This window comes from Leifsonia xyli, assembly GCA_001647635.1.
GTDB lineage: Bacteria > Actinomycetota > Actinomycetes > Actinomycetales > Microbacteriaceae > Leifsonia > Leifsonia xyli_A.
This window is the reverse complement of the sequence record CP014761.1, coordinates 298,314-313,080: the sequence shown is the minus strand read 5'-3', so window position 1 is coordinate 313,080 and position 14,767 is coordinate 298,314. Positions and strand designations below refer to the sequence as shown.

Annotated in this window: 14 protein-coding genes, 2 tRNA genes and 1 pseudogene; 4 read left to right on the top strand and 13 right to left on the bottom strand. The window is 69.2% G+C overall.

Going from position 1 to position 14,767, the window contains the following annotated elements; translation table 11 throughout:
* Window positions 1-91: 91 nt before the first annotated feature.
* The 3 genes and pseudogenes from A0130_01615 to A0130_01605 all read right to left on the bottom strand — a co-directional run bounded on the left by A0130_01615 (window position 92) and on the right by A0130_01605 (window position 2,194).
* Complete coding sequence (locus A0130_01615; GenBank protein ANF30541.1) at window positions 92-277, bottom strand: hypothetical protein; 186 nt, start codon at window positions 275-277, stop codon at window positions 92-94.
* Window positions 274-1,541: pseudogene (locus tag A0130_01610) on the bottom strand (MFS transporter). Before A0130_01610 ends, A0130_01615 begins: the two are co-directional and overlap by 4 nt.
* On the bottom strand, window positions 1,541-2,194 hold the full coding sequence (locus A0130_01605) for a transcriptional regulator (GenBank protein ID ANF30540.1): 654 nt from the start codon (window positions 2,192-2,194) through the stop codon (window positions 1,541-1,543). Before A0130_01605 ends, A0130_01610 begins: the two are co-directional and overlap by 1 nt.
* A gap of 107 nt (window positions 2,195-2,301) precedes the next feature.
* On the opposite strand from A0130_01605, the gene A0130_01600 reads away from it, so the two are divergent.
* Together A0130_01600 and A0130_01595 are read left to right on the top strand one after the other, a co-directional pair.
* Window positions 2,302-4,341: a hypothetical protein gene (locus A0130_01600; GenBank protein ID ANF30539.1), complete on the top strand. Its 2,040-nt coding sequence runs from the start codon at window positions 2,302-2,304 to the stop codon at window positions 4,339-4,341.
* A gap of 68 nt (window positions 4,342-4,409) precedes the next feature.
* Window positions 4,410-5,723 (top strand): ion channel protein, encoded by a 1,314-nt coding sequence (locus A0130_01595; protein ID ANF30538.1) that lies wholly within the window; start codon window positions 4,410-4,412, stop codon window positions 5,721-5,723.
* On the opposite strand, the gene A0130_01590 is transcribed toward A0130_01595, so the two are convergent.
* The 7 genes from A0130_01590 to A0130_01560 form a co-directional block, all read right to left on the bottom strand.
* Window positions 5,680-6,954 (bottom strand): ATP-dependent Clp protease ATP-binding subunit ClpX, encoded by a 1,275-nt coding sequence (locus tag A0130_01590; protein ANF30537.1) that lies wholly within the window; start codon window positions 6,952-6,954, stop codon window positions 5,680-5,682. The two genes, A0130_01595 and A0130_01590, sit on opposite strands and share 44 nt — an antisense overlap.
* 101 nt (window positions 6,955-7,055) lie before the next feature.
* Entirely contained in the window at window positions 7,056-7,802 is a 747-nt protein-coding gene (locus tag A0130_01585) for an AAA family ATPase (protein ID ANF30536.1), read from the bottom strand.
* A gap of 13 nt (window positions 7,803-7,815) precedes the next feature.
* Window positions 7,816-8,490 carry an ATP-dependent Clp protease proteolytic subunit gene (gene clpP / locus A0130_01580; GenBank protein ANF30535.1) on the bottom strand — a complete coding sequence of 225 codons (675 nt, stop codon included), beginning with the start codon at window positions 8,488-8,490 and terminating at the stop codon, window positions 7,816-7,818.
* A 38-nt stretch (window positions 8,491-8,528) separates the two neighbouring features.
* On the bottom strand, window positions 8,529-9,122 hold the full coding sequence (locus A0130_01575) for an ATP-dependent Clp protease proteolytic subunit (protein ID ANF30534.1): 594 nt from the start codon (window positions 9,120-9,122) through the stop codon (window positions 8,529-8,531).
* 91 nt (window positions 9,123-9,213) lie between these two features.
* The gene (locus tag A0130_01570) at window positions 9,214-9,702 is read right to left on the bottom strand and encodes a hypothetical protein (GenBank protein ID ANF30533.1); all 489 of its coding nucleotides are present in this window, start codon (window positions 9,700-9,702) and stop codon (window positions 9,214-9,216) included.
* 97 nt (window positions 9,703-9,799) lie between these two features.
* Window positions 9,800-11,227: a trigger factor gene (locus tag A0130_01565; protein ANF30532.1), complete on the bottom strand. Its 1,428-nt coding sequence runs from the start codon at window positions 11,225-11,227 to the stop codon at window positions 9,800-9,802.
* A gap of 57 nt (window positions 11,228-11,284) precedes the next feature.
* Window positions 11,285-11,362: transfer RNA gene (locus A0130_01560), tRNA-Pro, on the bottom strand.
* Window positions 11,363-11,481: 119 nt separating this feature from the next.
* On the opposite strand from A0130_01560, the gene A0130_01555 reads away from it, so the two are divergent.
* Window positions 11,482-11,555: transfer RNA gene (locus A0130_01555), tRNA-Gly, on the top strand.
* Window positions 11,556-11,689: 134 nt separating this feature from the next.
* Entirely contained in the window at window positions 11,690-12,361 is a 672-nt protein-coding gene (locus A0130_01550) for a hypothetical protein (protein ANF30531.1), read from the top strand.
* Window positions 12,362-12,364: 3 nt separating this feature from the next.
* Here A0130_01550 and A0130_01545 read toward each other — a convergent pair whose 3' ends face one another.
* The 3 genes from A0130_01545 to A0130_01535 form a co-directional block, all read right to left on the bottom strand.
* A complete protein-coding gene (locus A0130_01545; GenBank protein ID ANF30530.1) occupies window positions 12,365-12,577 on the bottom strand; it encodes an antitoxin protein in 213 nt (70 codons plus the stop codon).
* Window positions 12,578-12,592: 15 nt separating this feature from the next.
* Window positions 12,593-13,252 (bottom strand): DNA-binding response regulator, encoded by a 660-nt coding sequence (locus A0130_01540; protein ID ANF30529.1) that lies wholly within the window; start codon window positions 13,250-13,252, stop codon window positions 12,593-12,595.
* An 85-nt stretch (window positions 13,253-13,337) separates the two neighbouring features.
* A complete protein-coding gene (locus A0130_01535; GenBank protein ID ANF33252.1) occupies window positions 13,338-14,699 on the bottom strand; it encodes a hypothetical protein in 1,362 nt (453 codons plus the stop codon).
* Between the last annotated feature and the right edge of the window lie 68 nt (window positions 14,700-14,767).

The window sequence follows — 14,767 nt, the reverse complement described above, 5'->3', positions numbered from 1 at the left end:
GTGTCGCCTGTTCGCCTACCGAATAGCATCGATGGGACGCAACACGCCGCGTTCACACAGGTGAAACGGCGTGTCGCGTCCCATCGACGGGTCAGCGCGGGAGCTGCGGGAGGGTGCGGGCGGCGTGCTCGCGCGTGCGCTCGATGAGGGCGACGCGTTCCGCGTCACGCGGGGCGCGGGCGAGCGGGCGGTCGGCCCACGCGGTGAGCGCTTTGCCTGCGCGAGCGGCCAGGCGGTGCGTGAACGGACGGTACGTGGAGACGAGGACGGCGGTCATGACGGTTGTCCTTCCGGGAGGGGTTCGGCAGCCGGCTCCTGAACGGATGCCGACAGGATGAGGCGGGACGCGATGAGCGTCAGGACGACCACCAGCCCGCCGCCGATGACGAACGGCAGCCGGAGGTCGATGCGGGCGACGAAGCCGCCCAGGACGGTCGCGATGGGGGTCAGCCCCCACCCGATGGTGCGGACGATGCCGAGCGCGCGGCCCAGCATGTCGCCCGGGATGATGGCCTGGCGGATGGCGCCCCAGGGGACGTTCCACACCGCCACGCCGAAGGCGCCGATCGCGTAGGCCGCGATCGCGAGGACCACGTTCGACGTGACGCCGACGCCGAGGATGCCGACGCCGCTGACCAGGATCGCCCAGAACATCACGCGGCCGCGGCCGAAGCGGGCGACGAACCGCGGCGAGAGCAGCGCGCCCACCAGCGCGCCGACGCCGATCGCCGCCGTCACCACGCCGATGAGCGCGGCCGGCACGTCGAACGTCTGGAGCAGGAGCAGCACCACGCTGCCCTGCGCGAACGCCAGCGCCGAGGCCGTGACTGAGGTGAGCAGGATCATCCGGCGGAGGAAGCGGTGGTCCCAGAGGTAGCGGACGACGGCCTCGAGCGCAGGCCGGGCCGGGGCATCCACGCCGCTCTCGCCCGCTCGATGCGCGTGGGCCGCCGCGGCGGGGATGCTCAGTGCGAGCATCCCGGCGACCAGGAAACCGGCACCCGTCAGCCAGATCGGCAGGACGATGGCGGCCGCGAAGAGGAACCCGGCTATCGGCGTGGCGATGAAGTTCTGGATGGTGATCTCGGCCGACTGCATCCGCCCGTTCGCGCGGTCCAGCTGGTCGCGGGTGACGAGTGCCGGCACGACGGTCGTGGTCGCGTTGTCGAAGACCGTCTCCCCCAGCCCGAAGGCCAGGACGCACACGTACAGGAGCCAGATATTCAGCGTGTCCGTCGTGATCAGCACGGCCATCGCGGCCGCGACCGCGAAGCGCAGTGAGTTGGCGACGGCCATCGCGATGCGGCGGTCGACCCGGTCGAGCAGCATTCCTGCGGGGATACCGAAGAACAGCCAGGGCAGGAACGTCACGGCGCTGACTCCCGCGATCAGGGCGGGGTCGCGCGTGAGTGTCGTCGCGATCAGCGGACGGCGGTGCGGCCGATGCCGTCGGCGAGGTTGCTCGCGATCGCAGACGTCCACAGACGCGCGAACCCGCGGCCCAGCGGGGCGTTCACGACGACCGGAGCGGCGGCGGACATCAGCGGTCCTCCTGCTCCACCAGCGGGAACGCGTTGAACTGGACCTGCGCGCGCTTGCGCTCCCCCAGCTCCACGCCCGCGGCCTCGGCGTCCGCCGCCTCGGCCTTCCACTTCGCCTTCAGCCGCGTCTGCAGCTCGTAGTACTCGCGGCCGAGCTCGGCCAGCTGCTCGCGCGTCACCTCGAGGTGCGACGTGGACAGGGTGCTCGACTCCATCCACTCGAAGCCGAAGGTGTCGAGCCCGCGGCGGAGGAAGGTGGAGAGCCGGCGCTCGTTGTTCTGCTGCCAGCCGAGGGAGATGAGCTCGTTGGCCTCGCGGCCGGCCGGGGTGTCGAGGGTCTCGGGCGATCCGATGGTCACACCGCCGGGCGCCATCCGCCACCACCGTTCGCGACCGGAGCCGCGCTCGGTGTCTTCGACGATGATGTCGTGCTTGGCCAGTTGGCGCAGGTGGTAGCTGGTCGCCCCGCTGGACTCCCCCAGTCGCTCGGCGAGCATGGAGGCGGTGGCCGGACCGAAGTCGGAGAGCTCGTTCATGATCTCGACGCGCAGCGGATGCGCAAGGGCCCGCAGCGCGGCCATGCCCAGGGCGTCCTCGTGGGGGAACTTGCCGCCCGCGGCGCCGATCGGTGCCGGCTTCTGCTCGTCTGTCATACCCACAGAGTAGCGATGCAAAGACTTCTTTGCAACTGCTTCTTTGCATTGATTCGTTTGCAATGAATCCTTTGCGACCCCTCGCTCAGGGTGTCTAGGCTGGACCCATGACCGACGCCGCGAATCCCTTCCTCTCTCCCAGCACGCTCCCCTACGGCCTCCCGCCCTTCGCCGAGATCCGCGACGAGCATTACCGGCCTGCGTTCGAGCTGGGGATGGAGGAGCAGCTGTCCGAGGTCGCGGCCATCGTGGACGACGGCGAGGCGCCGACGTTCGAGAACACCCTGCTGCCGCTGGAGCGCAGCGGACAGACGCTGCAGCGCGTCGCGGAGGTCTTCTTCAACAAGAGCTCGTCCGACAGCACCGACTTCACCAACGAGCTGGAAGAGGAGATCGCGCCGCGGCTGGCCGCGCACAGCGACGCCATCCGGCTGAACCCCGCGCTGTACGCGCGCCTCGCCGACCTGCACGGCCGCCTCGACGAACTCGGCCTCGACGCCGAGTCGCGGTACCTGGTCGAGCGGTACTACACCGAGTTCACCCTGGCCGGCGCCGGCCTCGACGACACGGGCAAAGATGCGCTGCGCGAGTACAACCAGCGGCTCTCCACTCTGACGACGCGGTTCGAGAAGAACCTGCTCGCCGACACCAACGAGCTCGCCGTGGTGTTCGACACCGCCGAGGAGCTGGACGGCCTCGGCGAGGGCGAGCTGTCCGCCGCCGCGCAGGCCGCCGCCGAGCGCGGCCTCGACGGCAAGTTCGTCGTCACCCTCGTGCTGCCGACCGGCCACCCGTGGCTCGCCGACCTCACCCGGCGCGAGTCCCGCGAGCGGATCATGACGGCCTCCCGCTCGCGCGGCACCCGCGGCGGCGACCACGACACACGCGACCTCGTGCTCGAGATCACGCGACTGCGCGCCGAACGCGCCCGCCTGCTCGGCTTCGACACGCACGCCGCGTACGTCACCGCCGACGAGACCGCCCGCACACCGGAGGCCGTCGCCGACATGCTCGGGCGCCTCGCTCCCCCGGCGGCCCAAAACGCCCGTGCCGAGCAGGCCGACCTGCAGCGGCAGCTTCCCGACGGTCAGACTGTCGAGGCGTGGGACTGGGCTCACCTGACGGGGAAGGTCCGCGCCGAGAAGTTCGACGTGGACTTCGCCGCGATGCGCCCGTACTTCGAGGCGGAGCGGGTGCTGCACGACGGCGTCTTCTACGCGGCCAACCGGCTCTACGGCATCACGTTCGAGGAGCGTCCCGACCTCGTCGCCTACCACCCCGAAGCGCGCGTCTTCGAGGTGCGGAACGAGGACGGCTCGGGTCTGGGGCTCTACATCCTCGACCTCTACACCCGCGACTCCAAGCGCGGCGGCGCGTGGATGAATCCCCTCATCTCCCAGTCGGAGCTGCTCGACACCCCCACGGTCGTCGTCAACAACCTCAACGTCCCGAAGCCCGCCGCGGGCGAGCCGACGCTGCTGACGTACGACGAGACCAACACGCTCTTCCACGAGTTCGGGCACGCGCTGCACGGCCTGTTCGCGCGGGTGACCTATCCCAAGTTCGCCGGCACCAACGTGTTCCGGGACTTCGTCGAGTTCCCCAGCCAGGTCAACGAGATGTGGATGCTGTGGCCGGAAGTGCTCGAGAACTACGCCGTGCACCACCTCACCGGTGAGCGTATGCCGCAGGAGCTCGTCGACCGGCTGCACGCCGCCGAGGGCTTCAACGAGGGATTCGCCACCAGCGAGTACCTCGCCGCCGCTCTGCTCGACCAGGCGTGGCACCGGATCACCCCCGACGACACCGTGACCGACGTGGCCGCGTTCGAGGCCGAGGCGCTGGCCGCCGTCGGTCTGGACAACCCCGCCGTGCCGCCGCGCTACGCGAGCACCTACTTCGCGCACACCTTCTCGGGCGGGTACGACGCCGGCTACTACTCCTACATCTGGAGCGAAGTGCTCGACGCCGACACCGTGGAGTGGTTCCGCGAGAACGGCGGGCTGCTGCGCAAGAACGGCGACCGCTTCCGGCAGCGGCTGCTCGGCGTGGGCGGGTCGAAGGACCCGCTGGAGGCGTACCGCGACTTCCGCGGACGGGACGCCGAGATCGAGCCGCTGCTGAAGCGGCGCGGTCTCAACGGCTGACGCGGGCTAGCCGGTCCTCGGAGAAGCGCTCTACTCTGTGGCCAGCCGGCCAGGAGGGAGCGCAGCGGATGACGACGAGCGATGCGACGCAGGCGGAGCTTCCCACTCCGACCGTCCGGCAGCTGCTGCTGCTCTGCATCCCGTCCGTCGCCATCGGCGTCTTCACGGCGCTGACGCTATGGCTGGTCGATGAGGCGGCGGACCTCCTGCACGACGGGCTCTGGTCCGCGCTCCCTCATGCGCTCGGCGTCGACCCGAACTCGGGGTGGTGGATCTTCCTGATCCTCACCCTGACCGGTGTCGCAGTCGGGCTGACCATCTGGCTCATCCCGGGCCATGCCGGCCCGGATTCGGCGACCACGGAACTGATTGCGCCGCCCATGCCCGTGCTCGTCGTGCCGTCGCTGGCACTAGCGGCGATCCTCGGCCTGGCGGGCGGTGTGAGCCTGGGGCCCGAGAACCCCATCATCCTCATCAACGCCACCCTGCTCGTCACTCTGTGCTCGCGGGCCTTCAAGGCAGTGCCCGCCCGCATGGTGATGATGATGTCCATCTCGGGCACGATCGGAGCCCTCTTCGGGACGCCGGTGGCGGCAGCACTCATCTTCACCGGGATCCTCGCCGCGGTGAAGGGCGGCGGCTCGCTGTGGGACAAGCTCTTCCTGCCACTGGTGGCTGCAGCCGCCGGCTCGATCACGATGACGCTGCTGGCGCATCCCTCGTTCGCGATCCCGATGCCCGCGTACACGGCCATCACCGGGTGGGATGTGCTCTCCGCCCTGATCATCGCGGCGGTCGCAACGGCCGTCGGACTGGTCGCGGTCGTCCTGTTCCCGCTGCTGCACCGGCTCTTTCACAGCCTGCGGCATCCGCTGCTCATCACGATCGCCGGCGGTGTCGTTCTCGGGGTCCTCGGGGCGCTGGGTGGCCCTGTCACCATGTTCAAGGGGCTCAGCCAGATGAACGAACTGGTGACGAACCGCGCCGATTACAGCACATGGCAGGTGGCGGCGATCGTGCTGATCAAGCTCGCCGCGCTGCTCGTCTCGGCCAGCGCGCTCTTCCGCGGCGGCCGCATCTTCCCGTCGGTCTTTATCGGGGCGGCAGTGGGTGTGCTCGCGAACGCGCTCGTCCCCGCGGTACCGCTTCAGGTCGCCGTGGCAGCCGGAGTGCTCGGTATGACCGTCGCCGCCGCACGGGACGGCTGGGTTGCGATCTTCGTGGGCGTCGCGGTGACGCAGAACCTGATCATCCTGCCGATCCTGTGCCTCGCCATCCTGCCGGCCTGGCTGATGGTGACGCGGGCGCCGGAGCTGCTGATCACGCCCCGGCCGGCGATTACGCCGACTTCTCCTCGCGCCGCGGACGGTGCGGGACGATAGTCGGCGCCGCGTTCTCGAGCACCGCCTCCTTCGTCACGACCACGCGCGCCACTTCGGAGCTGGACGGCACCTCGAACATGATCGGGCCGAGCACCTCCTCCATGATCGCGCGGAGGCCGCGGGCACCGGTCTTGCGCAGTACCGCCAGGTCGGCGATCGCCTCCAGAGCCGCGTGGTCGAACTCCAGCTGCACGCCGTCGAGCTCGAACATGCGCTGGTACTGCCGTACCAGGGCGTTCTTCGGCTCCGTCAGGATCTGCATGAGCGCGTCCTGATCGAGCGGCGTGACCGTGGTGACGACCGGGAGACGGCCGATGAACTCGGGGATGAGACCGAACTTGTGGAGGTCTTCCGGCAGCACCTCGCTGAAGAGGTTGATGTCGTCGCCCTTCGAGTGCAGAGGGGCGCCGAAGCCGATGCCCTTCTTGCCCGCGCGGGACGAGATGATCTCCTCCAGCCCGGCGAAGGCGCCGGCCACGATGAACAGCACGTTCGTCGTGTCGATCTGGATGAACTCCTGGTGCGGGTGCTTCCGGCCGCCCTGCGGCGGGACCGAGGCGACCGTGCCCTCGAGGATCTTGAGCAGCGCCTGCTGCACGCCCTCACCCGAGACATCGCGGGTGATCGACGGGTTCTCGGCCTTACGGGCGATCTTGTCGACCTCGTCGATGTAGATGATGCCCGTCTCGGCCCGCTTGACGTCGTAGTCGGCGGCCTGGATGAGCTTCAGGAGGATGTTCTCGACGTCTTCGCCGACGTAGCCGGCCTCGGTCAGCGCGGTGGCGTCGGCGACGGCGAACGGCACGTTGAGGCGCCGGGCCAGCGTCTGGGCGAGGTAGGTCTTGCCGCAGCCGGTCGGGCCGATCAGCAGGATGTTCGACTTCGCGATCTCGACGTCGTCGATCGAGTCGGCCGACGTGATGGTCTGCTTGGCGCGGACGCGCTTGTAGTGGTTGTACACCGCGACGGCGAGCGAGCGCTTGGCCTGCTCCTGCCCGATGACGTACTCCTCCAGGAACCCGAAGATCTCCTTGGGCTTGGGGAGGTCGAACTCGCTCGACGTCTCCTCACCCGCTTCGGCGAGACGCTCTTCGATGATCTCGTTGCAGAGCTCGACGCACTCGTCGCAGATGTACACGCCAGGACCGGCGATGAGCTGCTGAACCTGCTTCTGGCTCTTGCCACAGAAGGAACACTTGAGCAGATCGGCGCTTTCCCCGATGCGTGCCATCCCTCTCCCCTCCTTCTTCGGGTCGTTCTTCCGTCGAGCCTAACCCGTGATACCGACATTGGCGCGCATGTCGGCCGTTTTGCTTCACGCGGCGGTTCTGCTCACAGCAGATGGCGGAAGTAGCGCTCCGGAGCATCCAGGAAGGACCGCCACTGGGCGACGATCTCGAGGTCCTCCCACGACGACTCGCGGATGCCCCACTCGCCGAGCTCGAGGATGTGTGCGCCGGGCAGAGCCGCGAGGATCGGCGAGTGGGTCGCGCAGAGCACCTGCGTGCCGCGCTCGGCCATGACGTTCAGGTTCGCCAGCCAGGTGAGCGTGGACTGGAACGACAGCGCCGCCTCCGGCTCGTCGAGGCAGACGAGACCCGCGACGAACTGAGGATGGTTGAGCTTGTTCGCCAGCAGGGTGTTGAACGACTCGCCGTGGCTCATCTCGTGGAGCCGGGGGTCGGAGGGCGCGGCGACCGTCTCGGCGTAGCTGTAGTAGCCGTGCATGGTCTCGGCGCGCAGGAAGAAGCCCCACTTCGCCGCCCACGGCGCGCGCTCGACATAGAGCCACTCGCCGAGCGGGGACTCGCTGGGCCGGGTGACGTGCCTGCCCTGGTTGCTCCCGCCCTCCGGCGGCAGACCGTACGCCGAGGCGACCGCCTCGACGATGGTCGACTTGCCTGCCCCGTTCTCGCCGACGAGCATCGTCACGCCGGATGGCAGGTCCAGACCCTCGCGGAGCAGCTGGCGCACGGCCGGGATCGTCGCGGGCCAGCTCTCCGGGTCCCACGGCGCGTCGTTGTACACCCGGACACGACGAACGGGGCGGTCATCGAACTGACCGCCCCGTTCCGCCATGCAGCGAAGGTTACTACTTGACCAGCGCCGGCAGCGTCTTGCGGCTGGTGAGCACCTGGTCGATGAGACCGTACTCGAGGGCCTCCTGGGCGCCGAGGATCTTGTCGCGGTCGATGTCCTTGTTGACCTGCTCCACCGAGCGGTTGGAGTGCTTCGACAGCGTCTCCTCCAGCCAGGTGCGCATGCGCATGATCTCATTCGCCTGGATCTCGATGTCGGACGCCTGCCCCTGACCGGCCTCGCCGACGGCGGGCTGGTGGATGAGGATGCGGGCGTTCGGCAGCGCGAGGCGCTTGCCCGGGGTGCCGGCGGCGGTGAGCACGGCGGCGGCCGAGGCGGCCTGGCCGAGCACGACCGTCTGGATCTGCGGGCGGATGTACTGCATCGTGTCGTAGATCGCCGTCATCGCGGTGAACGAGCCACCGGGCGAGTTGATATACATGACGATGTCGCGGTCCGGGTCCTGGCTCTCGAGCACGAGGAGCTGGGCCATGATGTCGTCGGCCGACGCGTCGTCGACCTGCACGCCGAGGAAGATGATGCGGTCCTCGAACAGCTTCGCGTACGGGTCCTGGCGCTTGTAGCCGTAGGCGGTGCGCTCCTCGAAGCTGGGGAGGATGTACCGGGAGCCCGGGGCCTGGATGCCGCCGAACGCCTGACCGCCGACTCCGGCGGATCCGCCGAGCATGGGGTGTTCATACTGTTTTCCTTATCCTTCAGGCGTCGTCAGTTCTTGTCCGGCTCGGTGCCGCCGCCGCCGGCGACGTCGAGAGCCGACTCGCGGATGTGGTCGACGAAGCCGTACTCGAGGGCCTCCTGCGCGGAGAACCAGCGGTCGCGGTCGCCGTCGGCGTTCACCTGCTCGACCGACTTGCCGGTCGCGTCCGCGGTGATCTGGGCCAGGCGGTTCTTCATGTCGATGATGAGCTGCGCCTGCGTCTGGATGTCGCTCGCGGTACCGCCGAAGCCGCCGTGCGGCTGGTGGAGCAGCACGCGGGCGTTCGGGGTGATGTAGCGCTTGCCCTTGGTGCCCGCGGTGAGCAGCAGCTGCCCCATCGAGGCGGCCATGCCGATGCCGACGGTGACGATGTCGTTCGGGACGAACTGCATCGTGTCGTAGATGGCCATACCGGCGGTGATCGAGCCGCCGGGAGAGTTGATGTAGAGGTAGATGTCCCGCTTCGGGTCCTCCGCGGCCAGGAGCAGCAGCTTCGCGGCGATCTCGTTCGCGTTCTCGTCCCGGACCTCGGAGCCGAGCCAGATGATGCGGTCCTTCAGCAGTCTGTCGAAAACACTGGGCTGGATACCCATGTCGGCCATGTTCGCTCCATTTCCTTTGTCGCTTGGCATCGAATCTATCGGAGCGCCGGGCGCATTTCGGCGCTGTTCGCCGTGGGCAGAGAAGGGCGGGTCAGTCGTCGTCGAGGGCGGCCGCGTAGGCGGTGACGGCACGGGCGTACTGCGGCAGGTGCGGGGCGAGGGCGCCCAGTGCTTCGCGGAGCGCGTCGGCGCGCATCCCGTCGTCGAAGAGGGCCAGGGCGGCGAACGCGCGGGCGGCGTCCGCGAGGGGATGCTCGGGCTCGGCGGCGAGGAAGTCCCGCAGCAGGCTCAGCGCCTCGGCCGGCCGGTCGAGGTTGCGGAGGGTGCTGGCGAGCTGGACGATCGCCTGGCCGCGGTAGGGCTCCGCCAGTCCGTGCGCGAGGGCGGCGCGGTAGAACGGCTCGGCGTCGGTCTCGCGGCCGGCGAAGTCGCGGGCGCTCGCGGCCTCGAACAGCGCCTCAGGATCGTTGGGCTCGCGCTCCGCGACGAGGGCGTCGATGGATGCGAGGGTCGCGTCCTCGTTCGTGTCGTCGGCGGACGCCCACACCGCATCCACCCGCTGCCGCCAGTCGTCGCTCATCCGTGCTCCTTCGTCCGGGGCGGCACCTCTACCTGACGCGACACGCCGCCTCGTAACAGTACGAGACGGCGTGTCGTGTCAACCAGAGGGGGACGGCTTACTTGTCGTCGGCCTTCTTCTTGGTGGAGCGCTTCTTGGGCTTCTCCTCGGCGGCGGGGGCCTCGTCGGCGGCGGGCTCGGCGGGGGCCTCAGCAGCTTCGCTGCTGTCGGCGGCCTCGTCGGCGGTGTCGTCCGCGTCCGCGTCCGCGTCGGCGATCGCCGTGAACTCGGCCAGGTCGACGGGCTTGCCGTTCGAGTCGACGACCTTCACCTTGCCGAGGATGATCGCGAGCGCCTTGTTGCGGGCGACCTCGCCGACCATCGACGGGATCTGGCCGTTCTCGCTGAGGATCTTCACGAACTCGTTCGGGTCCATGCCGTACTGGGCGGCGCCCTGCACGAGGTACTGGGTGAGCTCGTCCTGGCTGACCTTGATGTCCTCGTTCTGCGCGACCTCGTCGAGGAGGATCTGCGTCTTGAACGTCTTCTCGCTGGACTCCTTGACCTCGGCGCGGTGCACGTCGTCCTCGAGGCGGTTCTCCTGCTCCAGGTGGCGGTGGACCTCGTCCTCGACCAGCTGCTCCGGAACCGGGATCTCGACCAGCTCGAGCAGCGTGTCGACCAGCTGGTCGCGCGCGGCGGTGCCCTGGCCGAAGACCTTGGCGCGCTCGACCTGGGCGCGCAGGCTCTGGCGCAGCTCGCCAATGGTGTCGAACTCGCTGGCGATCTGCGCGAAGTCGTCGTCGGCCTCCGGGAGCTCGCGCTCCTTGACGGCGTTCAGCGTGACGGTGATCTGAGCGTTCTCGCCCTCGTGGTCGCCGCCCATGAGCGGTGCCTCGAAGGTGGTGGTCTCGCCGGCGGTGAGGGTGTCGAGCGCCTCGTCGATGCCGTCGATCAGCTCGCCGGAACCGATCTCGTACGAGATGTTGGCGGCGGTGTCGACCTCCTCGCCGCCGATCTCGGCGGTCAGGTCGATCTGCGCGAAGTCGCCGGTCTTGGCCGGGCGGTCCACGGTCACGAGGGTGCCGAAGCGGCTGCGGAGGCGGTCCAGCTCCTCCTCGACGTCGTCGACGCCGACCTCGGCCGCGTCGACCGTGATCGTAATGTCGTCGAAGGACGGGATGGTCACCTCGGGGCGTGTGTCGACCTCGATGGTGAGGAGCAGGTCGCCCGAGAAGTCCTTCTCGTTCGGCCACTCGGTGATGTCCGCCTCCGGACGGCCGAGCGGGCGCACGTCGTTCTCCTCGATGGCCTGGCGGTAGAACCCGTCCAGACCCTCGTTGACCGCGTGCTCCAGGACGGCGGCCTTGCCGACCCGCTGGTCGATGATGGGCGGCGGCACCTTGCCCTTGCGGAAACCGGGGATGCTCACCTGCTCCGCGATGTGCTCGTAGGCGTGCTTGATGGACGGCTGCAGCTCCTCCGGCGTCACCGAGATGACGAGCTTGGTGCGCGTGGGGCTGAGCTTCTCGACCGTGGTCTTCACGATGTCTGGGTTCTCCTGAATGTTCGAACGATGGTCTTCTCGCAAGGAACGAGGTCCTCGTCGGGGCGACAGGATTCGAACCTGCGACCTCCCGCTCCCAAAGCGGGCGCTCTAGCCAAGCTGAGCTACGCCCCGGCTTGAAGCGGTGCGAAAGACCGTCCCCGAGTCTACTGCACGCTCGGCCGCGGCGCGTGTACTACGATGGTCTCCGGCCACCGCGCAGAAGGTGGCCATGGCGCCGCCGGTGCGGCCCCGGGGATGTAGCTCAATGGTAGAGCCTCAGTCTTCCAAACTGATTACGCGGGTTCGATTCCCGTCATCCCCTCCGATTCGGTCCTTCTGGCGGTCTTGCGATCGTGAGCGCCGCGGTTTGTAACATTCGCCGCTGTTCGCGCAGGCGCACTCGTTACAAACGGCGGCGCTCGCTGGTGCGAGCGAGCGGTGGGCGAGCACAATGGCCGCATGACGGCCACTCCACCGTCGGACGACGGCCTCACACCGGCGCAGCGCAGCCTCCGCGCCCAGCTGCTGGCGACCGAGCACTGGAGCCTGCTCGCGTCCCGCAGCACCACGCAGAGCGAGGTGCTGACCCGGATCGCGATCTTCCTCACCCTCGTCTCGGCCGGCCTCGTGACCCTCGGGTTCATCGGGCAGGCGAGCGGGTTCCGGGGGTGGTTCGGGCTGGCGGCGCTCGGAGTGCTGCTGGTGCTCGCGCTGCTGGGGCTGATCACGATGGTGCGGGTGTTCAACACGTCCGACGAGGACATGATGTACGTCGTCGCGATGAACCGGCTGCGGGCGGCGTATCTGGACCTGGATCCGGGGCTCGGCCGTTACCTGTACGCGTCGGCGAACGACGACGAAGAGGGCATTCGGATGACGTACCACTTCTTCGGCGCGCGGGGCGCGACACCGGTTCTCGGGAGTTCGATGATGCTGATCGCGGTCGTGGAGTCGATCGTGATCGGGCTGCTGGTGGGCAGCGCGACGGCGGCGCTCGGCGCTGCGCCCGCCATCGCCATCATCGTCGGCGTCGTCATCGCCGTCGTCGCGGTGGTGCTGGCGATGCTGTGGGGGTACTCGATCTACCGGCGGGCCATCGCGTCGCTTCGGCCCGTCAACCCCAGCCGATAGTCGCTACTCGTTGCCGACGTGCTTGTCGGCCTGGTCGCGGGCGCCCTCGATCTTGTCGTCGTACTTGCCGCCGGTGACCTTCTTCGCAGCCCCCGCCACGCCGTCCAGCAGCTTGTCGCTGATGTCCTCGGCCTGCTCGGAGCTCAGGGCGTCCTTGACCTTCGGATCATTCAGGAATTCCTGCGCCTTCTTGGTGATGTCGTCGAAACCAGCCATGCAGCCATCCAACACTCAGCGCTGCAGGAAGGCGAGCACGGCAAGCACTCGGCGGTGGTCGTCGCCGGAGTCCTCCAGGCCGAGCTTCTGGAAGATGGAGGTGACGTTCTTCTCGACCGCGCCGACGCCGACGACCATGCGGGCGGCGATGGCGGCGTTGGTGCGGCCCTCGGCCATCAGCTCCAGCACCTCCCGCTCGCGCGGCGTCAGCGTGGCGAGCGGGTCGGTGCGGCGGGTCAGCAGCTCGCGGACGACCTGCGGGTCGAGCACGGTCCCGCCGGCGGCGACGCGGGTGACCGCATCCTGAAGCTCGTCGAGGGAGGCGATGCGGTCCTTCAGCAGGTATCCGGTGCCGCCGTCGCCGCCGGCCAGCAGCTCCTGGGCGTAGGTGCCCTCGACGTACTGCGAGAGCAGCAGCACGGCGATGTCGGGATGCTCGCGCCGGATGCGCAGCGCGGCCCGCACGCCCTCGTCGCGGAAGGTGGGCGGCATCCGCACGTCGAGCACGACGACGTCGGGCATCAGGTCGGGCAGCGCCTCGAGCAGCGTGTCCGCATCCCCGAACGCGCCTACCGTGTCGAACCCGGCCTCGTCGAACAGCCGGATGAGCCCCTCGCGCAACAGGACGGAGTCATCCGCCACGACGACGCGCAGCGGTCGGTCTTCACTCGGCACGCTCCCAGCCTAGAGGGCATGGAGGTGACGCAACACGCCGTCGCGGCGGGCGGCCGGACGGCGTGTTGCGTCAACCAGAGGCGGCTCAGGCCAGCGGGATGCGCGCGCCGATGCGGGTGGGGCCACCGGCGGGGCTCTCGAGGATGAGCTCGCCGCGGAGGCCGCGCACGCGCTCCTGCAGACCGCTCAGGCCGTGGCTGGTCACGAGCGACGCTCCCCCGCGGCCGTTGTCGGTCAGCCAGACGTTCAGCCAGGCCGCGCCCGATGTGTCCGTCGTCTTGTCGATGAACATCCGCGCGGCCGACGCCTCCGAGTGCTTCGCGAGGTTGGCCGCCAACTCGGCTAGCACGTAGTAGGCGTTGCGCTCCAGCTCCGGGCTGAACCGCTCGCCGGGCTCCAGCGTCGACTCCACGGTGATCGGGATGGGGCTGCGCGCGGCGAGCGACTCGGCGGCGGCGACCAACCCGCGGTCCTGGAGGATGGGCGGGGCGAAGCCGCGCGACAGGGCCCGCAGCTCCTCCAAAGTGTCGCCGGCCTGCTGCCGGGCCTCGGCGAGCAGTGTTGCGGCGGCGTCCGGGTCGTCCGCGAGCTTGCGCTCGGCGGCGGCGATGTCCATCTGCAGGCGGATCAGCCGCTGCTGCGGACCGTCGTGCAGGTCGCGCTCCAGGCGGCGCAGCGCCTGGTCCTCGGCGGCGACGGCCGCGCCGCGCGAGGCGGAGAGGTCGGCGACCTCGGCCTGCAGCGCCTCCGACGGCCACCGCCCGAGCAGGCCGCGCGCGATCCCGTGGTGCGCCAGGGTCAGCCCCCGCGTGACGAACGGGAGCGTCACGGCGAAGAGCACGCCCGCGATCACATACAGGATCCGGTCGCCCGTGTTCGGGTCGAAGGTCGAATGCGTGCCGAAGACCGCATCCACGATGGTCCGCGACAGGTAGAAGTCGCGATTCCCCTGCGGGATGAACGGCAGCCAGATCCACCCCGTCAGACCGCCCAGAGCGATCGACGCCCACGTGATCGTGAGCGACCACGACACGATGCTGACCACCGGGTTGATGATCACTCCGTGCAGCAGGTAGAGCCAATAGTGGCCGTTGGCGAAGGGGCCGAAGATGGCGCGCCAGAAGGTCCGCGGCGTCCCGGGCTTCTCCCACACCGGCCGCGGGATGGAGGGCCGGCCCGCCCAGTCCAGGCGCGTCAGCTCCACGACGCCGAAGCCGCGGGCAGTGTAGAACGCGGCGACCACGATGAAGAAGCCGACGTAGATGACGATGGTGCCGACGCCCGTCCAGAACAGGGTGAGCAGCACGGTCAGCCCGATGACGGCGATCGGCATGGTGAGCAGCAGGAAGCCGAGCTCACGCGGCACGCCCCGCCAGAGCGAGCCGTAGCGGGCGGGCGCCGATGGGCGCGCCGACGCGGGGGCGGGAGCGGGGCCGGATGCGGTCACGGCATCCAGCGTGGCAGAAGTGGCGACGGGTTCGGTGGACATGACCTCAGCCTGGCCGGATGGGTGCT